We start from the raw sequence: 23,332 nt of genomic DNA on the forward strand, positions 1-23,332 counted from the left end.
CAGTGGATAATGGAGAGCATGCGTGCGAGCCGGCTGGTCACCCTTCTCCTGCTGCTCCAGAACCGGGGCCGGATGACGGCCCAGCAGCTGGCCGCGGAACTCGAGGTCTCCGTCCGTACGGTCTACCGCGACGTGGAGGCGCTCGGGGCCGCCGGTATACCCCTGTACGGCGACGCCGGGCACGCGGGCGGCTACCGGCTGGTCGAGGGCTACCGAACCCGCCTCACCGGGCTGACCGCGGACGAGGCGCAGGCCGCCTTCCTCGCCGCACTCCCCGGCACCGCCGCCGAGCTCGGCCTCGGCGAGGCACTCACCAGTGCCCAGCTCAAGCTGCGGGCCGCCCTTCCCGCCGAGTTGCGCGAGCACGCCGGGCGGATCCAGGAACGCTTCCTGCTCGACGCCCCGGGCTGGTACGGCGACGCCGACCGCACGCCTCACCTGGCCGCGATCGCCGCCGCGGTGTGGGCCCGACGCGCGGTGGTCCTGCGGTACCGGCGCTGGCGGGCACCGCAGGAGATCGAGCGGCGAGTGCAGCCGTACGGACTCGTACTCAAGGCCGGCCGCTGGTACCTGGTCGCAAGCGGGCCGGCCGGAATCCGCACCTACCGGGTCGACCAGATCGCTCGGCTCCGCCCCCTGGAGGAGGAGTTCGTCGTCCCGGACGGGTTCGACCTGGCCGTGCACTGGAACACCTACCTCGCCGACTTCCGAGCCCGGCTGCACACCGGGGAGGCTCTGGTACGGCTCACCCCGGCGGGAGCCCGCCGGCTCGGCGTGACACCAACAGGTGACGGATGGACGGAAGCCCGGGTGCCCATCGAGTCCATCGACCACGCCCACGGAGAGTTCCTCCGGCTGGGCACCGACATCGAGGTCTTGGCACCGGCCGAGCTCCGCGACCGCATCGCCGAGACGGTACGGACCCTGGCCACCCGCTACGAGGGATGACTCCGGGCAGAGGGATCCCCGGGGGTACTGCTGTCGGCGGTGCCGTGCGAGCTGCTGGGTGAGGCGTACGAGGAGGTCGCAGGCCTCGGAGGGCGAGCGGCAGGGTGCGCGGGGGAGGGGTCCGGCCGATCGCTTCGGCCGGGCCCCTCCCCCTGTGCGTCAGGCCTTTCTGCGCGCCGTCTTGTAGAGCTCGGCGGTCAACGCGGCCACCTCCTCCTGCGAGACGCCCTCGCCGCCATTCATCGCCTGCGCCAACTCGACGACGTTGGCGCCTCCCAGCGTGGAGTAGTCGGACCAGGCGCAGACCGGGAACTGGAACTCCGCAGGACCGCCCTTCGGGGCGTCGGCGTTCTTGTCAGGGGTGACTTTCACGTCCTGGCACTTCATGAGCGCGCCCTCGAAACCGTCGGGCTTCACGGCTCTGGGTTTTCCGAGGCGCTCCAGCTTGAGGCCACGCGCTTTGCCGTCACCCTTCAAGCCTTTCTTGGTGATGTTGGCGAAATAGTTGTCCAGCGCCGTGGCGGGGTCGGGGATGTCGCCGTAGAGGCCATCGAAGATCAGGCGCTTGCCTCCCACCTTCGCCGGATCGCCGGGGTCGGTACTTGCCACGTTGTAGATCCCGGACACCGCCTGCGCGTTGTTCACACCGACGCCCGCCGCCTCCTTCTTCTGCTCGGCGTTCAACTCTCCGGGCGCACTGGCCGGACCCGATTTCGTATAGGCATCGACCGACTCCGGAGCCACGAGCGTGTAGCCCTTGCTGTCCGCGGCGACGTCACCGTGGCCCGCGCCCCCGCTGTCGTCGCCGACCACGACGTACGCGCCTCCCGCGATCACCGCGAGGGCGACGACCACTCCGGCGATGGTCAGGCCCGTCCTCTTCCCCGCGGCCGGCTTCGGCGGCGGGTAGCCACCCGGTGTGCCGCCGTACGGGAACTGCTGTACGAAGGGGTGCGGTTGCTGGGGCGGGCCCCAGCCCTGCTGGCCGAGCGGCTGCGGCCCGGAGACCGCCGCCGGTCCGAACCCTCCGGGCTGGCCGGGTGGCTGGGGTCCGTAGGGGCCGGGTTGGCCGGGTGGCTGGGGTCCGTAGGGGCTGGGCTGGTGGTGTGGCTGGGGGCCGTACGGGCCGGGCTGGTCGTCACTCATGTGCACCGTCCCCGGTGGGTAGGGGTCCACGGCCGCCGAGCAGCCTGCCGAGCGGCGGTGTTCGACCCGGACGCGGCGCAGAAGCTGTTCCAGGCGCGTGCGGCGTGGGCCGTGCCGGCCGGCTTGTCCTTGCCGGACGCCAGTTCCCGGACCTTGGACCAGGGGAGTTCGTATTGGCCCCCCTTCACCTTCTGTGCGGATCCGTCGATGGCGAGGCGGAGACCGATATCGGACGTCACGCTGAACTCACCCTCCTTCTTCGATATGTCCACCATGTGGTGCAACTGCTTTTGCGCGATTGCTCACTGGGCCTGCTGCAGAGATCCTGATGTCCGGATGCCCTCCGCCGAGCCGGGACGGAGAGGTGAACGCTGCCGCGAGCCGGACGCCCTGATGGTGGTGGGCCGAACCGCCCGGGCAACAGGCCAAGCCACCGGCCATTGGTGACCGGCGGTCGAACGGCCCCCTGGCCGTGCTGTTCCGGCGGCCACCCGCTCCCGTCCGGCGGGGCACCCCTCAGTGAGGTTCCGTTCTCCTGCTCGTGCGGCCGGGTGCCACGCCGGGGGACCCCGGCGCCGGTCCGGCGGACGCGGATGGTGCCGCGCTTGCAGAGGCGGGGGCCGAGGGCGCGAGTCCGATCGACGACTGCCCGCACCGCCGGTCGAGCCGCCCGCGCGGGAGGCGGAGCCGAAGACGGCGCAGACCTGGTTTACGGCGCGCTGACGGGGCAGACGGGGGTGACGAACGGCGGATCGGTGTCCTGCCCGAGACGCACCTGAGAATTCCTTCCGGTTCGACCTCGGGGGGTTGCCATGGTGTGACTCACCGTGAAGACTATGGCGGGTTCGCCGTGGGGGGCCGATCGGCTCGGGGCGTGCTGGTGCTGTGCAGCCGTTGCACAGAGGAGAAGGGTGAGGGGAATGCGATGTCAGGCTGGTTCGCCGTGCGGGTCGGGGCGCGCGATGACAGCCGACCGCTGAGGCGCACCGGGCTGCGACGGGCGTCTCGGTCGCCCCGCTTCGCCCGGACGCCGGAACCCCGGTAGGGGGTCGGCCAGGCCCCGCCGTCCGGGCCGTTCCCAGCGGCGTGCCCGGGGAGAGCTGTGCCCCGCCGGGCGCCGCGGTGCGGCCCGATGGCGCATGTCCGCTGGGCCCGACCCGGCGTATCCCGTTCCAGACCCTGTGATGCTCGCGAGTCCCGACCCAAGGAGAACTGGTGACCGCTCGTCAGTTAGGCAGCCCGGAATTACTGTTGGAGGAGATATCCAACCGCTGGTCGGACGATCGCGAGGCCGGAGCGGTTCGGTACGAGGAGAGTCAGGGCCTGTGGCAGGTCCTGGACTACGCGACGGTGGCCGCTGTGCTCGCCGATCCGCTGACCTACTCCTCGGATCTCTCCTCCCTCGCCCCCACTCAGGAGGACTTCGAGGTCTTCCGGCAGGGCAACTTCGTTGGCATGGACCCGCCGCACCACCGAAGACTGCGCGCGCTGGTGAGCCAGGCGTTCACCCCGCGGGTCGTCCAGGGGCTGGCGCCGCGGATCGAGGCGCTGTGCGCGCGACTGCTGGACGCCGTCGCGGACCAGGACCGGTTCGACCTGGTCGACGCGTTGGCGTATCCGCTGCCCATCATCGTCATCGCGGAACTGCTCGGTGTGCCGGCCGACGAGCACCGGCTCTTCCAGGACTGGGCGAGCGTCCTGTTCAGCGGAGACCAGCTCGGCGAATCACCCGACATGGCGGACCTGTCACGGGCGTTGGAGGCCATCGCCCCCACCGTCCGTGAGATGAACGGGTACATGCTGGAGCACATCCGTGCCCGCCGGGCGCACCCGGGGGACGACCTCACCAGCAGGCTGATCGCCGCCGAGGTGGACGGCGTCCGCCTGGAGGACCAGCAGATGGTCGGGTTCGTCGCCCTGCTGCTGGTCGCCGGGCATGTCACCACGACCGCGCTGCTGGGCAACGCCGTGCTGACCTTCGACCGGCACCCCGGCACGGACGCCGCGCTGCGCGCCGACCCCGGACTGCTCCCGTCGGCCATCGAGGAGGTGCTGCGCTGGCTGCCCCCGTTCGCCGAGTTGGGTCGCCGCGTGGCCCGGCCCGTGGTGCTCGGCGGTCACGAACTTCCGGCCGAGTCCATGCTGATCGCCCATCTCGGTGCCGCCAACCGCGACCCCGCCCGCTTCCACGCCCCCGACGTCTTCGATGTGACCCGCCACCCCAATCCTCACCTGACCTTCGGCCACGGCATCCACTTCTGTTTCGGTGCGCCGCTGGCCCGGTTGGAGGCGGTGATCGCTCTGCGCCTGCTGCAGGAACGATTCCGCTCCGTGGCGGTCCCCTCCTACGAGGACATCGTGTACCAGAACCCGGCCGTGATCCTCGGCGTGCGGCATCTGCCCGTCGAGGTCGTCAGGCCGTAGGTCGGACCCGCCCGCACCCTCGCCCGTACCCCGGTCGGCCCGCGCTCACCCGCGGCCGGCTGTTCGGACCTGCACATGAGAGCCATCAACGGGAGTCCCTTCTCATGGTGTACAACACTGCCCCGACCCGCAGACGCGCGCCGTTCCCGGAGCGACGGGAGCTGCAGCACCGACTCGACACCCTCGCCCGCCTGCACCGGGTGCCCGGGGCCCAACTGGTGCTGGACACCGGCTCGGAGGTCGTCTCCGTGCACACCGGTACGGCCGACGTCGGCACCGGCGCCCCCTTCGCCGAGGACACCGCCGTCCCGCTGGGGTCTCTCACCAAGCCCTACACGGCCGCGCTCGTGCTGCTCCTCGCCGAGGACGGCGACCTCGACCCGGACGACCCGGTCGCCGAGTACCTCCCCGAGCTCCGCGAGCTGCCACACGTGACGGTCCGTCACCTACTCAGCCACACCGGCGGTCTGTCCACCGGGCCCGACTCCGACGCGGCGGCGCGGACCACCGCGGCGCACTACCTGTCGTCGGTCTGCACCGCCCAGGGCGCGCTGTTCCCGCCCGGGACCGACTTCTCCTACTCCAACGCCGGGTACGTCGCCGCCGGGCGGCTGGTGGAGACGGTGACCGGCATGCCGTGGAACGAGGCGATGGACGCCCTGCTCCTCGAACCCCTGGGCACCGCGCCCGCGTTCCTGGGCCCGTCCGCCCCCGCCCGCCCCGTCGCGGCCGGTCACGCCCTCAACACCGCGACGGGCCAGGTCCGCCCCGTCCGGCAGAACCTGGCCCCGCTGGAGGCGCCGGCCGGCGCCCTGCTGGCGAGCGCCGAAGACCTCGCCGCGCTCGGCGGCGCCCTGGTCGGCCGGACCGCGGCGCTGCCGCCCGTGGTCGCCAAGGAGTTGCGGCACGCGGAACTCGCCGCCGACCCGGGGGCGCTCGCCGACGGCTGGGGGCTGGGACTGGCCCTGTTCCGGCAGGACGAGAAGCTGTGGTGCGGCCACGACGGCAACGCCCAGGGCACCTCGTGCCACCTGCGGGTCGAACCGGACACCGGCACGGTGGTCGCCTTCACGGGCAACGCCGGTGCGGCGACGGCGCTCTGGCGGGACCTCGCCGAGGACCTGGAGCGGATCGCGGGGGTGCGGGTGCCCACCGTGGTCGAGCCCGTCGCAGCGGGCGAGCCGGTGGCGCTGCCCGAGTGCGCGGGCGCCTACGCCAACGGCGGCACCCGGTACCGCGTCGCGCCGGGGCCCGGTGGCTCGCCGGTGCTGTCGGTGGACGGCGACGTGCCGATACCGCTGCGTTGCTACCCCGACCTGTCGTTCGACCTGGTCGACCCGGGGACGGGCCGTCGGGAGGCCGGGGGGCGGTTCCACCGCGACCCGCGCACCGGCGCGATCGACCGCGTGCAGATAGCGGGGCGCACCGCGCGTCGCACCGGCCACGCCTGAGCCCGAAGCTCGTCCGCCTGTCAGCTCGTCAGTCCGTTCAGCCCTTGGTGCCGGAGTACGCGTCGGGCGTGCCCGGTCGCACTCCGCTGCCCGCAACCGCTCGCGCCGCCTCCTCCCCGCCCGGAAGGACCTCATCTCCATGGCCGACCAGCCCGACCACCTCGTCCCCGCGCCTCCCTCGCAGCAGGACGGTGAAGCCTTCGGGGTGCCCGAGCACGAGGCGTCCCCGGTGGACGGGGGCGCGACGCTCGGCGAGCTGTTCGCCACCTGGGTGGCCCGCACGCCCGACGCGCCCGCGGTGACCGACGGCCGGCGCACCTGGAGCTACCGGGAGCTGGCGGCACGGGTCGACCTGCTGGCCGGGTACCTCGTGCGGCGCGGGGCCGGGCCGGAGCGGACGGTGGCACTGGTCCTGCCGCGCTCGATGGAGCTGATCGCGGCGGAGCTGGCCACCGCGAGGGCGGGCGCCGCCTTCCTGCCGGTCGATCCCGACCACCCCGCCGAGCGGCGCGCTCTCATGCTCGCCGACGCGGCGCCCGCGGTGACCCTGGACGACCCGGGCTTCGTGCGCGCCGTGCTGGACGCGGCGGACGGGGGAGGGGGCGGCCTTCCCCGGCCGGCGGTCGGCGCCGACCACGTCGCGTACGTGATCTACACGTCGGGCTCCACCGGGACGCCGAAGGGCGTGGCGGTCACCCATCGCGGCATCGGCGGGTTCACCGCGGCCGCCATCGAGCGGTACGCGGTGCGGGCCGGTGACCGGGTGCTGCAGTTCTCCTCGCCCAGCTTCGACGCCTCCGTCCTGGAGCTCTTCATCTCGGTGCTGTCCGGGGCCACGCTCGTGGTGCCCCCGGGCGGCCCCTGGCTGGGCGACGAACTCGCCGCCGTCCTGGACGAGCACGGCATCACGCACGCCCTGATCCCGCCGGCCGCGCTGGCGACGCTGCCCGCCCCCGCGGCGGGCACCGCCCACCGGCTGCGCACCCTGATCGTCGGGGCCGAGGCCTGCCCGCCCGCGCTCGTCGACCGCTGGGCGCCGGGCCGACGCATGATCAACTCCTATGGTCCGACCGAGGCCACCATCGTGGCCACCTGGACCGGGCCGCTCTCCGCCGGTGCCGGTACACCGACGATCGGCGTGGCCCTGCCGCACACCCGGGTGTATGTGCTGGACGCGGCGATGCGTCCGCAACCGGGGTCCATGGAAGGCGAGTTGTACATCGGTGGCGAAGCGGTGGCGCGCGGCTACCTGAACCGCGCCGGGCTGACCGCCGCCCGCTTCGTCGCCGACCCGTTCGGAGAACCGGGCGCCCGGCTCTACCGCACCGGCGACCGGGCGCGCTGGAACGCCGAGGGAGAACTGGAGTTCCTCGGCCGGCTCGACCGGCAGGTGAAGCTCCGAGGCTTCCGGATCGAACCGGGCGAGATCGAGGCCGCCCTGCGGCGGGACACCGCCGTCGGCGAGGCCGTCGTCGTGGTCCGCGAGGACGAGCCGGGCCGCGAACGCCTGGTCGGCTACGTCACCCCGGCCGACCCGGAGCGGGCGCCCGACCCGGCGGAGCTGCGCACGAACCTGGCCGCCGCGCTGCCGGCCCAGCTGGTGCCGTCCGTCGTCGTCGTGCTGGCGGCGATGCCGCTCACCTCGCAGAACAAGATCGACCGGCGAGCGCTGCCCGCGCCCGTCCGCCCGGCGGCCGCCGACCGGACGGCGCCGCTCACCGCGCCGGAGCGCACCCTGGCCGCCATCTGGGCGGACGTGCTGGGCGCCGACACGGTCGGGGCGACGGACGACTTCTTCGAGCTGGGCGGCGACTCGATCCTCGCCGCCCGCACCCTGGCCCGGATCAGGGACGAACTGGGCGTCCGGCTCACCCTGCGGGACGTCTTCACCGCGCGATCCGTCGCGGCCCTGGCCCCGCTGCTGGGCGGGCACCGCGCCGCCGCGCCGCCCGAGCCGATCCCGGCCGCCCCGCACGGGGTGCCGCTGCCGCTGTCCAACGCCCAGCGACGGCTCTGGTTCCTCGACGACCTCACGGCCGGCGGGACGGAGTACAACACCGGCGTGGCCCTGCGGCTGCACGGCGCACCGGACCCCGAGGCGCTGAGCCGGGCCCTGCGGCGCCTGGTCGCCCGGCACGCCTCGCTGCGCACCACGTTCGACACGGTCGACGGGCAGGGCGTGCAGCGGATCGCGCAGCAGGCCGCCCTGCCGCTGCGCACGGCCGACCTCGGCGGGCTGCCCGCGGTGCGGCGCGCCGAGGCCGCCGAGCGGCTGCTGACCGACGAGCTGAGCCGCCCCTACGACCTGACGGGCGGCCCGCTGGCCCGGGCGCTGCTGGTGCGCCTGGCCCCCGACGAGCACCTGCTGCTGCTGGGGCAGCACCACGTCATCACCGACGGGTGGTCGGTGGGCGTCCTGGTCCGCGAACTGGCCGCGCTCTACCACGCGGAGGTCTCCGGCGAACCGGACGCGCTGCCCGTGCCGGCCCTCCAGTACCCCGACTTCGCCGTCTGGGAGCAGCGGCGTCAAGCCTCGAACGCGCAGGTCGCGGAGGACGCGGGGAGCCTCGGGTACTGGAAGCGCCACCTGTCCGGGCTGCAGCACCTGCACCTGCCCACCGACCGGCCGCGGCCCGCGGTGCGCACCACCTCCGGCGCCGCACACCGCCACCACCTGCCCGCGGACCTGGTGGCCCGGCTGCGGCACCTCGCCACCGGACGCGGCACCACGGTGTTCACCCTGTTCGCGGGGGCGTCCGCGCTGCTGTTCTCCCGCTACTCGGGCCAGCGGGACGTGGCCTTCGGCACCGTCACCAACGGGCGGGAGCGCCGCGAGCTGGAGGACGTGACGGGCTTCTTCGCGAACACGGTCGTGCTGCGCGGTGACGTGGACGAGACGGTCACCGTCGACCGGTTCGTCGAGAACATGCGCACGACCGTGCTGGACGCCTTCGTCCACGCCGGGGTGCCCTTCGACCGGGTGGTCGAGGAGCTGGCCCCGCCCCGGGACCCCAGCCGCACCCCGCTGGTGCAGGTGCTCGTCGTCCAGCAGGCCCCCCTCGACCTGCCGAGCGCCGGCGGCCTGCGCCTCGAGGAACACCCGCTGCCGCGGCCCGCCGCACGCTTCGACCTGGTCCTGGAGTTCTCCCCGGACGCCGGGGGCGGCTGCGTCCTGACCGTCGAGTACAACACGGACCTCTTCGAGGCCCCGACCGTGGCCCGGATGTCCCGTCACCTGCACCGGCTGCTGGCGGCGATGGCGGACGGCCCGCAGCTGCGGCTGGCCGAACTGCCGATGCTCTCGGAGCAGGAGCGGCGCACCCTGATCGACTCGTGGAACCCGCCCGCGCGCACCGGGCACACCGCCCCGGAGGTCGCCCTGCCCGAGCTGTTCGAGGCGCAGGCGGCCCGCACCCCCGAGCGGACCGCCGTGGTCTGCGACGCGGTGCGACTGGACTACGCCCAGGTGAACCGGCGTGCCAACCGCCTCGCCCGGCTGCTGGTGTCCCGGGGCGCGGGCCCGGAGAAGCTGGTCGCGCTCTGCCTGCCCCGCTCCGCCGAGCTGCCCTCGGCGCTCTGGGCGGTGCTGAAGTCGGGCGCGGGGTACCTCCCGCTGGACCCGGGCTATCCCGCCGAGCGCATCCGGCTGATGCTGGACGACGCCGAGCCGGTGCTCGTCGTCGCCACCCGGCAGACGGCCGCCGCGCTGCCGGAGGGCTGCGAGCCCCTGATCCTCGACGAGTTCGCCGACGCCCCGGGCACGGACGAAGCCGATCTGACGGATGCCGACCGGCTCGGGCCGCTGGCGCCGGACCACCCGGCCTACGTCATCTACACCTCCGGGTCCACCGGCCGCCCCAAGGGCGTGGTGGTCACCCACCGCACGGTCGTCGCGCTCGCCGGCTGGGCGGGGGAGCGGTTCGGTCCGGGCGGCCTGGACCACGTGATCGCCGCCACCTCGCTCAACTTCGACGTGTCGGTCTTCGAACTGCTCTGCCCCCTGCTGGTGGGCGGGAGCGTCGAGGTGGTCGCCGACCTGCCCGCCCTCGCCGACACGCCCGGCCGGCGGCAGGTCGGGCTGGTCAGCGGCGTGCCCTCGGTGATCTCCCGCCTGCTCGCCGGCGGCGGGGCCCCGGTGGAGGCGCGGACCGTCGTGCTGGCCGGTGAGGCCCTCCCGGCCCAGGTGGTGCGCGACCTGCGGGAGGTCATGCCCGGGTGCGAGATCGCCAACCTCTACGGCCCCACCGAGGCCACCGTGTACGCCACCGCCTGGTTCGCGGGCGACGGGCTGCCGGAGCAGGCACCGCCGATCGGCAGGCCGCTCGCGCTGACCCGCGGCTACGTCCTCGACGACGCGCTGCGCCCGCAGCCTCCGGGCGTGGTCGGCGAGTTGTACCTCGGTGGCGGCGGCCTGGCGCGCGGCTACCTCGGCCGCCCGGGCCTGACCGCCGCCCGGTTCGTGGCCGACCCGTACGGCGCTCCGGGGCAGCGGATGTACCGCACGGGGGACCTGGCCCGCTGGAGCCCCGAGGGTGAGCTGGAGTACGTCGGCCGGATCGACCAGCAGGTCAAGGTCCGCGGCTTCCGGATCGAACTGGGGGAGGTGGAGGAGGCGCTGCGCGGCTGCGAGGGCGTGGCGCAGGCAGCCGCCACCGTCCGCGAGAGCGAGGGCACCCGGCGCCTGGTGGGCTACGTCGTCCCCGTCCCGGGAGGCCGCACGGAGCCCGAAGCCGTACGCCGGGAGCTCGCTCTCACGCTGCCCGACTACCTCGTCCCCTCGGCGGTCCTGGTGCTGCCGGCCCTGCCGCTCAACCCCAACGGCAAGCTCGACCGCGGCCGGCTGCCCGCTCCGGGACCGGCCCCGCGCGCCGTGGGCCACGTCGAGCCCCGCTCTCCCAGCGAGCGGGCCTTCGCCGCCATCTGGGCGGACGTCCTCCAGGTGGAGCGGGTCGGCGCGGAGGACAACTTCTTCCAGCTCGGCGGCGACTCCATCCTGAGCATCCAGGTGGTCGCCCGCGCCCGGCAGTCGGGCCTGTCGGTGACCTCCCGGGACGTCTACCAGCACCAGACGGTCGCCGCGCTCGCCCGCTGCGCGGACGCCGCCGACCGGTCGCGGCCGACCGCCGCCGCCGTGGTCGCCGCCACCGGCGAGAGCCCCCTGACGCCCATCCAGCACTGGTGGTTCGACGAGGGCGCCGAACGCGTCGGCCACTTCGCCCAGGCGCTGTCCGTCCGGCTGCCCGAGGACCTGGACCCGGCGGCGCTGGAGGACGCGCTGAACGACCTGGTCGCTCACCACGACGCCCTGCGCTCATCGTTCGGGGCCGCCGACGGCGCGGACCCGCGCTGGCGGATCGACGAGCAGACCCGCCGGGTCGCCCTGGCCCGCCACCGCGGCCCGGACACCGACACCCCGCACTTCGGTCCCTTCGACCTGCGCCACGGGCCGCAGCTGCGCGCCGTGCTGCACGAGCGCGGGGCCGGCCGCCCGCCCGTCCTGCACCTGGCCGTGCACCACCTGGTGGTGGACGGCGTCTCCTGGCGGGTGCTGCTGGAGGACCTCGACCGGGCCTACCGGGCCCGCCGCGACGGCGGCGACGGAGCGGCGGCGCTGCCCGCCAAGTCCTCGCCGCTGCGGCAGTGGGCCCAGCGGCTGCACGCGCACGCCGCCGACGGCGGCTTCGATTACGAGCGGGGCTACTGGGCGCGGGCCCTCCCGGACCGCGCGGACCCGCTCCCGGCCGACCTGGCGGGCGCCGACACCTACGCCTCGGCCCGCTCGGTGACCGTGCGCCTGAGCGCCGCCGACACCGCCGTCCTGCTGCGCACCCTGCCCGAGACCTACCGCACCCAGGTCAACGACGTGCTGCTGAGCGCTCTCGGCCGGGTCCTGTGCGGGTGGAGCGGGCAGGACCGGGTGGTGGTCGACGTCGAGGGGCACGGGCGGGAGGAACTCTTCCCCGACCTCGACCTCAGCCGTACCGTCGGCTGGTTCACCACCCGGCACCCCGTCGCCCTCGCCGTCCCGGCGCAGGCGGACTGGGACGCGGTCCTCAAGCAGGTCAAGGAGCAGCTGCGGGCCGTTCCCCGGCACGGCCTGGGCCACGACGTGCTGCACCGGCTGGGCCGGATCGGGACGGCGCGGGGCGCGGCGGCGCAGGGCAGGACGGCGCAGGGCAGGACGGCGCAGGTCAGCTTCAACTACCTGGGGCGCATCGCGTTCCCGGACGGCCCGGACGGCCTGTACCGGGGCACCTTCCGTCCGCTGGAGCTGGACGCCGACCCCCTGGTCGAGCGCCCGCACGCCCTGGAGGTCGTCGGACGCCTCGACGGTGACGCGCTGGAGTTCAGCTGGTTCTACTCCGACCAGCGGTACCTGCCCGCCACCGTCGAGGCGCTGGCCGGACGGTTCGCCGACACGCTGGCCGACCTCGCCCGGCACGCGGCCCGGCCGGGCGCGGGCGGCCGCACGCCGTCCGACTTCCCGCTCGTCCGGCTCGACCAGGCCGCCGTGGACCGCGTCGTGGGAGCCGAGCCGGGCGCCGTGGAGGACGTCCTGCCGCTGACGCCGACCCAGACCGGCATGCTCTTCCACGCCCTCTCCCAGGCCGACAGCGCCGCCTACTTCCAGCAGCTGACCTTCGTCCTGGAGGGCGTACCCGACCCGGACCGGCTGGCCGCGGCCTGGCAGCGGGTGACCGGGCGGAGCGCGGTGCTGCGCGGCCGCGTCCGGTGGCAGGACGTGCCCGAGCCGTTGCTGGTGGTCGAGCGCCGTGCCCCCGTACCGGTCACCGGCCTGGACTGGCGCGAGCTGACCGAGGAGGAGCGCCGCGAGCGGCTGGCCGACCTGCTGGACCGCGACCGCGCGACCGGCATCGACCTTGCCCAGGCGCCGCTCCAGCGCCTGGTGCTCGCACGGGTCTCGGAGACCGGTGTGCGCGTGGTCTGGTCCTTTCACCACCTGATCCTGGACGGCTGGAGCCTGTTCCAGGTGCTGTCGGACGTCTTCGCCTGCCACGCGGCGCTCTGCGCGGCGGGGCCGGACGCTCCGGACGTCCTCGACGGCCTCGACATCCCGGACGGGACGGCGCAGCGCCCTCCCTACCGCGACTACCTGGCCTGGCTGCGCGAGCGCGACTGGGACCAGGCCGAGCAGCACTGGCGGGAGCGCCTCGGCGGCCTGACCGAGGCGACGCCGCTGCCCTGGGACCGCGAGCCGCGCGAGAGCCACCACGCGGAGTCCGGCCAGGCCGTGCGGGTGAGCGTGCCCGCGTCCGCCACCCGGGCCCTGGAGGACTTCGCGAAGACCACCGGCCTCACCCTGAACACCCTGGTCCAGGGCGCTTGGGCGCTGCTGCTGGGGCGTCAGTCAGGCCGTGACGAGGTGGTGTTCGGCACCACGGTGTCCGGCCGGCCGGCCGAGCTGCCCGGCGCCGAGGCGATCACCGGCCTCTTCATCGCGACGCTGCCCACCCGCGCCGCGGTGCCGGCCGTCGGCACGCTGGTCGACTGGCTGCGCCGGCTCCAGTGGGAGCAGAACGAGGACCGGCGCTTCGACTTCGTGCCACTGACCCGGATGCGGACGTTCACCGGCCTTCCCGAGCGGACCGCCCTGTTCGACAGCATCGTCGTCTTCGAGAACTACCCGGTGGACGACGAACTCGCCGCCGCCCACGGCCTGCGCCTGAGCGGCCTGGAGGGTGTCGAGACCACCAACTACCCCTTGAGCCTGGTCGCCTACCCGGGCCCTGAGCTGGCGCTGCGGCTCTGCTACGACCCGGAGCTGTTCGACGCCGCCACGGCTCGGCGGATGGCCGAGTACCTCACCGTCCTGCTGGCGGGCATGCCCGACGGCGCCCAGCGCCCGCCCGCCCGGCTGCCGCTGCTGAGCGCGGAGCGCCGCGCCCAGGTGCTCCACGCCTGGAACGACACCGCCACCGACCTGCCCGAGCGCAGCGTCGCCGAGCTGTTCGCCGAACAGGTGCGCCGCACGCCCGACGCCGTCGCGCTGGAAGCCGGCGACGAGCGGCTCAGCTACCGGGAGCTCGACGCCCGCGCCGCCGCCCTGGCGCGCCGGCTGACCGCGCTCGGCGTCCGGGTCGAACGCCCGGTCGGCGTGCTGATGAACCGTTCGGTGTGGCTGATCGTCGCCCAACTGGCGCTGGTCCGCACCGGCGGGGTGTACGTGCCGCTGGACGGGCGGGCGCCGCGCGAGCGGCTGCGCCGGACGCTGGCCGAGGCCGGCGCCGAGCTGGTGCTCACCGACGCCGACTGGGAGCCGACGGCGCGCGACCTGTGCCCCGGCGACGGCGTCCTGCGCCCGGACGAGCCGACGCACGACGCGGCCGCCGAGGCCCGGCCCGAGCAGGACGGTCCGGCGGTCCACCCCGACAACCTCCAGTACCTGATGTTCACCTCCGGCTCGACGGGCACGCCCAAGGGCGTCGCGGTGCGCCAGCGCGATGTCGCCGCGCTCGCCCTGGGCCGTGCCTTCACCGGCCACGACCGGGTGCTCGTGCACTCCCCGCACGCGTTCGACGCCTCCACCTACGAGGTGTGGGTGCCCCTGCTGCGCGGCGGCACGGCCGTGCTGGCCCCTCCGGTGGAACTGGACGCGGCCGTGGTCCGGCGCGCCGTCACCGAGCAGGGCGTGCGCCACCTCTGGCTGACCGCCGGCCTCTTCCGCCTCCTCGCCCAGGAGGACCCCGGCTGCCTGCGCGGCGCCCGGGAAGTGTGGACCGGTGGCGAGGCCGTGCCGGGCGCGGTGGTCCGCCGGGTCCTGGAGGCGTGCCCCGACCTCACCGTGGTCGACGGCTACGGTCCGACCGAGACGACCACCTTCGCCACCCGCCGGGTCTTCCGCGCCGGCGAGCCGCTGTCCGCGGTGCTGCCCATCGGACGCCCGCTGGACAACACCCGCGTCTACCTGCTCGACGACGCGCTCCAGCCGCAACCGCCCGGCATCGTGGGAGAGCTGTACATCGCCGGCGCCGGGCTCGCCCGGGGCTACGCCGGCCGGCCCGGCGAGACCGCCACCCGTTACCTGGCCGACCCGTTCGGGCCGCCGGGGGAGCGGATGTACCGCACCGGTGACACCGCGCGCTGGAGCGACGACGGCGAACTGCACTTCGTGGGCCGGGCGGACGACCAGATCAAGATCCGCGGGTTCCGCATCGAACCCGCCGAGATCGAGGCGCGACTCACCGACCACCCGGACGTCGCCGAGGCGGTCGTCTCGCTCCACCAGGACGGCGGCCGCAAGCGGCTGGCCGCCCACCTGGTGCCGGCCGAAGGCGCCGCGGCGCCGTCCGCGACCGCCCTGCGCGGCCACCTGGCGGCCGACCTGCCCGACTACATGCTGCCCGCCGCGTTCGTCACGGTGCCCGAGCTGCCCCTGACGGCCAACGGCAAGGTCGACCGGCGCCGGCTGCCCGCCCCCGACTGGGCGGCGTCCGGAGACAGTGCCTACCGGGCTCCGGCCACCGGGACCGAACAGGTGCTCGCCGCGATCTGGGCGGAGCTGCTCGGCGTGGACCGGGTCGGCGTCGACGACGACTTCTTCATGCTGGGCGGCGACTCGATCCTGAGCATCCAGGTCGTCTCGCGGGCCCGGGCAGCGGGGCTCGCGCTGACCCCCCGCGACCTGTTCCGGCACCCCACCGTCGCCGCACTGGCCGTCATCACCGGCACGGCGGGCTCCGTCGCCGGCACCGAGCCGGTGAGCGGCGAGGTCGCCCTCGCGCCGATCCAGCACTGGTACCTCGACCCCCGCCCGCCGCAGGCCGGCTTCTTCAACCAGAGCGTGGTCGTGGAGACCCCCGGCGAGGTCGACCCGGACGTGCTGCGCCGCGCCCTGACGGCCCTGTGGGCGCACCACGACGCGCTGCGGTCACGCTTCACCGCCGAGCCGGACGGCGGCGTCCGCCAGCACTGCGCCCCGGCGGACACCCCCGCGCCCGAGCTGCTCGAAGTCTGCGACCTGGCCGGCCTGGAGCCGGGCGCGGCCGAGCGGGCCGAGGCCCTGGCCACCGCGGCGGCGCACGAGGGGTTCCGGCTGGAGACCGGCCCGCTGCTCACCGCCCGCCTGTTCACCACCGGCGGCACCGGGCCCGCCCGGCTGCTGCTGGCCGTGCACCACCTGGTGGTCGACGGGGTCTCCTGGCGGGTGCTGCTGGAGGACCTGGAGACCGCCTACCGGCAGGCCGCGGCCGGCAAGCCGCTGCGCCTGCCCGCCCGGACGAGCTCGTTCCAGGAATGGACGCGCCGGTTGCGCGAGCACACGGCGAGCGGCGGGTTCGCCGGCCGGCGTGCCCACTGGACGGCGGTCGCCCGGCACAGCGCGGCACCGCTGCCGGTGGACGGCGAGGGCGGCAACACCGCGGCCGACGTGCGCGCGGTGACGGTCCGGCTGGACCGGGAACGCACCGACGAACTGCTGCGCAAGGTCCCCGGGGTCTACCGGACCCGGATCGACGACGTCCTGCTCACCGCGCTCGGCCGGGTCGTCGCCCGATGGACCGGGCGGGACACCGTCGCCGTCGGGCTGGAGGGGCACGGGCGCGAGGACCAGTTCTTCGAGGACATCGATCTGTCCCGCACGGTCGGCTGGTTCACCACGCTCTTCCCCGTCGCCCTCCGGGTGCCCGAGGGGGACTGGGGCACCGCGCTCAAGTCCGTGAAGGAGCAGCTGCGCGCGGTGCCCGACCGGGGCCTGGGCTACGGCGCGCTGCGCCACCTCGCCCGGGACGCCCAGCTGGTCGGTGCGGCGACGCCCGGCATCAGCTTCAACTACCTGGGCCGGTTCGACTGGTCGGACGAGGGCGCCGCCCTGGTGCGCGCGGTCCCGGGCGGGCTCGACGGCGCGCAGGCGCCCGGCGCGGCGCGCCCGCACCTGCTCGACGTCGTGGCCCGCGTCCAGGACGACCACCTGGAGATCAGCTGGTACTACAGCGCCGGCCGCCACCACGAGCGGACCGTGGCCGCGCTGGCGGACGGCATGGTGAGCGCGCTGGAAGGCATCGTCGCCCACTGCGCCGACCCGGACGCCGGCGGCCGCACCCCCGCGGACTTCCCGCTGGCCCGCCTGGACCAGGCGGCCGTCGACCGGATCGTGGGGGACGGGCGCGACGTGGCGGACGTCTACCCGCTGACGCCGATGCAGGCCGGCATGCTCTTCCACAGCCTGCTCGAACCGGACGGCCGCACCTACCTCAACCAGGTGCAGCTGGTGCTGTCCGGGGTCACCGACCCGCACGCCCTGGCCGAGGCGTGGCAGCGGACCGCGGACGCCAACCCGGTCCTGCGCACCCGGCTGACCTGGGAGGAGAGCGCCGAGCCGCACCAGGTCGTCCAGCAGCGGGCCGCCGTGCCGGTGGCCCACCACGACTGGACGCAGTGGCCGACCGACCGGATCGAGCGCGAGACGGCCCGTCTGGTCGCCGAGGACCGGCAGGCCGGCCTCGACCTGCGCACGGCGCCGCTGATGCGGCTCGCCCTGATCCGGCTGTCACCGACCCGGGTGCGGATGGTGTGGACCTTCCACCACGTCCTGCTGGACGGGTGGAGCGCGGCCCAGGTCTTCGACGAGGTGTGCGAGCGGTACGACGCCCTCACCACCGGGCGCCCGCCGGCGGCGCCCGAGCGGGCTCCCTTCGGCCACTACCTGGGCTGGCTGGCCGGGCAGGACCCCGCCCGGGCCGAGCGGCACTGGCGCGAGGTCCTCGCCGGATTCCCGGCCGCCACCCCGCTGCCCCGGGACCGGTGGCCCGTCGGGGCCCACCGCGCCTCCTCCGGCGCGTCGGTGCGCGTGGCGCTCGACAACGACCTGTCGCCGCGGCTGCGCGAGACGGCGCAGCAGGCGGGGCTGACCGTCAACACCGTGCTGCAGGGCGCCTGGGCGCTGCTGCTCGCGCGCTGCGGCGGCGGCGACGACGTGGTGTTCGGCACCATCGTCTCCGGTCGGCCTGCCGAACTGCCCGGCGTGACCTCGATGGTGGGGCTGTTCATCAACACGCTGCCCACCCGGGTGCGGATCGAGGGACAGCGCCCGCTGCGGGAGTGGCTGCGTGCTCTGCAGGCCGCCCAGTCGGAGGACCGGCGCCACGGCTTCGTCTCGCTGGCGCAGTTGCAGACCTGGAGCGAGGTGCCCGGCGGGACCAGCCTGTTCGACAGCATCGTGGTCTTCGAGAACTACCCGTTCGACGAGGACGCGGTGAACCGTTACGGCCTGGCCGTCGAGGCCGAACGCGACGTGGAGCCCACCAACTACCCGCTGTGCGTGGTGGTGGTGCCCGGCGAGGCGCTGTCGGTCAGCCTCGAGTACGACCCGGCCGCCTTCGACGCGGCGACCGTCGAGGCGCTCGGGGCGGGCCTGGCGACGCTGCTCGCGGCGATCGCGGCGGACCTCGAACAGTCGCCGGCCGACGTGCCGTTGCCGGACCCGCCGCGCGGACGCGCGGCCCTCGAACGGCGCACGGCGGCGGTGGCCCCGGCGCCGGGGGGCACCCGGTCCGAGCCGCCGCAGGCCACCCCGGCCGCGGTCGGCGACCGGCCCTCGCGCACCGGCACCGAGCGGCTGCTCGCCGCGATCTGGTCCGAGGTCCTCGGTGTGCCCGACGTGGGCCCGGACGACAACTACTTCGCGCTCGGCGGCGACTCGATCCTGGGGATCCAGATCGTCTCGGCCGCCCGCCGGGCCGGGCTCGCGCTGACCCCCCGGCACCTGTTCTCGCACCAGACACTGGCCGAACTCGCCCTGGCCGCCGAGGAGGCGCCGGCCGCGGCGGTCGTCGCCGAGCAGGGCGCGGTGGTGGGCGAGGTTCCGCTCACCCCCGTCCAGCACTGGCTGTTCGACACCCTGGGCGGTGACGCCCGCTTCACCCAGGGGGTCTCCTACCAGCTCGCGGCGGACGCCGACGAGACCCTGCTGCGCGCGGCCCTGACCGCCGTGCTGGCCCACCACGACGCCCTGAGCCTCCGGTTCGAGCCGACCGGCCCCGGTCAGTGGCGCCAGTACGGAGCCGCCCCCGGCGGCGCGCCGGCCAGCCTGCGGGTGCACGACCTGCCCGGCGGTGAGCCGCGGGTCCTCGCGGCGGCGCTGCGCGAGGCCGCCGCCGACCTGGCGGACGGCTTCGACCTGGGCAGCGGGCCCCTGCTGCGCGCCGCGCTGTGCCGCTTCGACGGCGCGGCGCACCCGGTCCTGCTGCTGGCCGCGCACCACCTGGTGGTGGACGCGGTCTCCTGGCGGCTGATCCTGGAGGATCTGGAGCGCGCCTATCGCGCCCTGGGCGAAGGTCGGACGCCCGACCTCGGGGCCAAGAGCACCTCGTTCCAGGCCTGGGCCCGCCGGCTCGCCGCGCACACCGCGGCCGGCGGCTTCGACGACGAACTCGTCCACTGGCAGGGCCTCGACGACGGGGACGGCGCGAGCGTGCTGCCGAGGGACCTCGACGGCGCCAACACGGCGGCCGTCGAGGAGGCGCTGACCGTCGGCCTGGACGCCGAGGAGACCCGCCGGCTGCTCCAGGACGTGCCGGAGGTCTACCGGACCCGGGTCAACGACGTCCTGCTCTGCGCCCTGGGCCGCGTGCTGTCCCGCTGGACCGGCCGGGACCGGGTGGCGGTGACCCTGGAGGGCCACGGCCGGGAGGAGCTGTTCGACGACGTCGACCTCGCCCGCACCGTCGGCTGGTTCACCACGATGTACCCCGTCGCCCTGGAGGTGCCCCGGGACGCGGACACCGGCGGCGCGCTGAAGGCGGTCAAGGAGAGCCTGCGCACGGTGCCGCGCGGCGGACTCGGCTACGGCGCGCTTCGCCACCTGCGGCCCGCCGGGGGACCACCGCTGCCGGAGCTGCCGCGGATCGGCTTCAACTACCTGGGGCGCCAGGACCGGAACCACCCACCGGGCGGTCTGCTGCACGCGCCGTCCGGCCCGCTCGGCGGCGGTATGGACCCCTCGGCCGAGCGGCCGCACCTCCTCGACGTCCTCGGGCAGGTGAGCGAGGGACGGCTGGGGTTCACCTGGTCGTACTCCCGGGAGGTGCACCGGCGGGAGACCGTCGCCCGGCTGGCGGCCGAACTCGCCGACGAGCTGCGGGCGATCATCCGCCACTGCGCCGAGCCCGGCGCCGGGGGCCGCACGCCCTCCGACTTCCCGCTCGCTCCGCTGGACCAGCCGGCCGTCGACCGGCTGGCGGGCACCGGGCGGGAGGTGGTGGAGATCTACCCGCTCACGCCGACCCAGACCGGCATGGTCGTGCACGGCCTCGACGAGGCGGGGAGCGGCCTCTACGTCGAGCAGCTCACCTTCGTGCTGGACGGCGCCCGCGACCCGCGCCTGCTGGCCGCCGCCTGGCAGCACGTGGTCGACCGCACACCGGTGCTGCGCACCTCCGTGGTGCTGCACGACGTGCCCGTACCCCTTCAGGTGGTGCACCGGCAGGCGACCCTGCCCGTCACCGAGCACGACTGGAGCGCCGTGGCGCCCGAGCGGCTCGGGACGGAACTGGAACTGTTCCTCGCCGAGCGGCGGGGCCGCCCGCTGGGCCTGGACCGGGCCCCGCTGCTGCGGCTCGACCTGGTCCGGCTCGGCCCGGACGCGGTGCGCGTGGTGTGGACCTTCCACCACGTCCTGCTGGACGGGTGGAGCGTCTTCCAGGTCCTGTCGGACGTGCTGGCCGCCCACGCGGCGCTCGCCCGCGGCGAGCGGCCGAGCCTGCCCGAGCGCCGGCCCTTCGTGGACTACGCGGGCTGGCTGGCCACCCGCGACACCGGCCGGGCGGCGGACCACTGGCGGGGCGCCCTGGCGGACCTCGCCACGCCCACCGCGCTGCCCTACGACCGCAGGCCCGGTCAGGACGCCACGGCCTGCTCCGGGGTCTGGCTGTCGCAGCGGCTCGGGGCGGCCGAGACCCACCGCCTCCAGGAGTTCGCCCGTCGCCACCGCCTCACCCTGAACACCCTGGTCCAGGGGGCCTGGGCGTTGCTGCTCTCGCGCTGGAGCGGCCAGTCGCAGGTGTGCTTCGGCACCACCGTCTCCGGTCGGCCGGCCGACCTGGTCGGCGCGGACACCATCATCGGCCTCTTCATCACCACGCTGCCCGCCCGCGTCACCGTCGACGGCGGCGCGAGCTGCGACGGGTGGCTGCGCGCGGTGCAGGAGGCCCGGGCCGAGGACCGCCGGTTCGACCACCTGCCGCTGAGCGAGATCCAGGCCCTGAGCGAACTGCCGCCCGGCACGGCGATGTTCGACAGTCTGATCGTCTTCGAGAACTACCCGGTGGGCGAGGCGACGGCCGGCGCGCACGGCCTGCTGATCCGCGACCTGGAGGCCCGGGAGGCCACCAACTACCCGCTCACCGTGGTGGTTTCACCCGGTGACCGGCTCAGTGTGGAACTCGGCTACGACCCGCGGTACTTCGATCACGGCACGGCCGGCTCGCTGGCCGCCCAACTGCTGCACACGCTGTCCGCGCTGGCCGCCTCGGACGGCGCCGGCCGGCTGGACGACATCGACGTGCTGCCGGCCGGGGAGCGGACCCGGCTGCTGCACGGGCCGGTGCGACCGCCGCTCGACCCGGCGCCCCTGGCCACGCTGCCCGCCCTGGTGGAGGCCGCCGTGGACCGTCGGCCGGACGCACCGGCGCTGGCCGCCCCGGGACTGGAGCTGTCCTTCGCCGAGGTCGAGGCGCACGCCAACCGGCTGGCGCACCGGCTCATCGCGCGCGGCGCCGGTCCCGGCGAGCTGGTGGCGCTGCTGCTGCCGCGCTCGGCGGACATGGTGCTGGCCCAGCTGGCGGTGGCGAAGACCGGCGCCGCGTTCCTGCCGGTCGACCCCACCTATCCGGACGAACGGGTCGAGCTGATGCTGCGCGACGCGGCTCCCGCGCTCACCCTCGATGCCAAGGAGGTGGCCGGCCTGCTGGCCGCACCGGCGGACGGCACGCCCGACCGCCGGCCCACCGACGCCGACCGCAGCCGCCCGCTGGACCTGGACGACCCGGCCTACGTGATCTACACCTCCGGCTCCACCGGTACCCCCAAGGGCGTCGTCCTCACCCACCGCGGGCTCGCGGTGTTCGCCGCGGCCGAGGCCGAGCACTACCAAGTGGCCCCGGGCGACCGGGTGCTGGCCTTCGCCACCCCCAGCTTCGACGCCTCCGTGCTGGAACTGTGCATGTCCCTCCCGCACGGAGCCCGACTGGTGGTCCCCGCTCCCGGTCCGCTGCTCGGCGCCCCGCTGGCCCAGGTGCTCCGGGAGGAGCGGATCACCCACACCCTGCTGCCCCCGGCCGCCCTGGCCACCCTGCCGCCCGGCACCCCCGGCACGCTGCCGGACCTCAAGACGCTGGTGGTCGGCGCCGACGCGTGCAGCGCCGACCTGGTGGCCCGGTGGGCCCCGCGGCACCGCATGGTCAACTCCTACGGGCCCACCGAGGCCACCGTCGTCGCCACCTGGTCCGCGCCGCTGGAGCCGGACGGCGCCGCGCCGCCCATCGGCCGCCCGCTGCCCGCCACCGGGGCCTACGTCCTGGACGCCCGGCTGCGGCCGGTGGCCGACGGCGTGCCGGGCGAACTGTGGCTGAGCGGACCGGCCCTGGCCCGCGGCTACCTGGGCCGGCCGGGGCTGACCGCGGCGCGGTTCACGGCCGACCCGTTCGGTCCGCCCGGCACCCGGATGTACCGCACCGGCGACCGGGTGCGCCGCGACTCCCGAGGCGAGCTGCACTACCTGGGCCGCACGGACCACCAGCTCAAGCTGCGCGGACACCGGATCGAGGCGGGCGAGGTCGAGGCGGTCCTGGTGCGCCACCCGTCCGTCCTGGACGCCGTGGTGAGCGTGCGGGAGGACGAGCCGGGGCAGCCTCGCCTGGTCGCCCACCTGCTCGCGGGCCCCGGCGGCGACGCGCCGTCCGGCGCCGAGCTGCGCGCCCTGGCCGCCCGCTCCCTGCCGGGCCACATGGTCCCCTCGGCGTTCGCGGTCCTGGACGCCTTCCCGCTCACCGAGAGCGGCAAGACCGACCGGACGGCGCTGCCCGTGCCCGCCCCCGTCGAGTGGGGGCAGGCCGGCCACGTGCCGCCCCGCACGCCCACCGAGGAGGCGGTGGCGGCCATCTGGGAGGAGAGCCTGCGGACGGCCGTGGGCGTGGAGGACGACTTCTTCCTGCTGGGCGGCGACTCGATGCGCGCCCTGCTGATCGCCTCCCGCGCCAACGACGCCTTCGGCGTCACGCTCACCCCCCGCGACATCCTGGTCTCCCGCACCGTGGCCGCCCTGGCGGAGCTGGTGGAGGAGCAGGTGCTGAGCGAGCTCGAAGACGCCGCGTACGGCGGCCCCGACGATGACGAACGGTGAGGACCCG

General features: G+C 75.1%; 5 protein-coding genes. 4 read left to right on the forward strand and 1 reads right to left on the reverse strand.

What is annotated here, in order from left to right; genetic code table 11:
• Positions 1-18 precede the first annotated feature (18 nt).
• Complete coding sequence (locus ACZ4UX_RS14215) at positions 19-948, forward strand: helix-turn-helix transcriptional regulator (RefSeq protein ID WP_465706797.1); 930 nt, start codon at positions 19-21, stop codon at positions 946-948.
• A 159-nt stretch (positions 949-1,107) separates the two neighbouring features.
• On the opposite strand, the gene ACZ4UX_RS14220 is transcribed toward ACZ4UX_RS14215, so the two are convergent.
• Entirely contained in the window at positions 1,108-1,803 is a 696-nt protein-coding gene (locus tag ACZ4UX_RS14220; protein WP_465706798.1) for a hypothetical protein, read from the reverse strand.
• 1,506 nt (positions 1,804-3,309) lie between these two features.
• Here ACZ4UX_RS14220 and ACZ4UX_RS14225 point away from each other — a divergent pair.
• The 3 genes from ACZ4UX_RS14225 to ACZ4UX_RS14235 all read left to right on the forward strand — a co-directional run bounded on the left by ACZ4UX_RS14225 (position 3,310) and on the right by ACZ4UX_RS14235 (position 23,325).
• Entirely contained in the window at positions 3,310-4,518 is a 1,209-nt protein-coding gene (locus tag ACZ4UX_RS14225; RefSeq protein WP_465706799.1) for a cytochrome P450, read from the forward strand.
• A 104-nt stretch (positions 4,519-4,622) separates the two neighbouring features.
• Positions 4,623-5,969, forward strand: coding sequence for a serine hydrolase domain-containing protein (locus tag ACZ4UX_RS14230; protein ID WP_465706800.1), 1,347 nt, complete (start codon positions 4,623-4,625; stop codon positions 5,967-5,969).
• Between the two features lie 139 nt (positions 5,970-6,108).
• Positions 6,109-23,325: a non-ribosomal peptide synthetase gene (locus tag ACZ4UX_RS14235; RefSeq protein ID WP_465706801.1), complete on the forward strand. Its 17,217-nt coding sequence runs from the start codon at positions 6,109-6,111 to the stop codon at positions 23,323-23,325.
• Positions 23,326-23,332: the final 7 nt, after the last annotated feature.

It is taken from the genome of Kitasatospora sp. NPDC028961, from assembly GCF_055564815.1.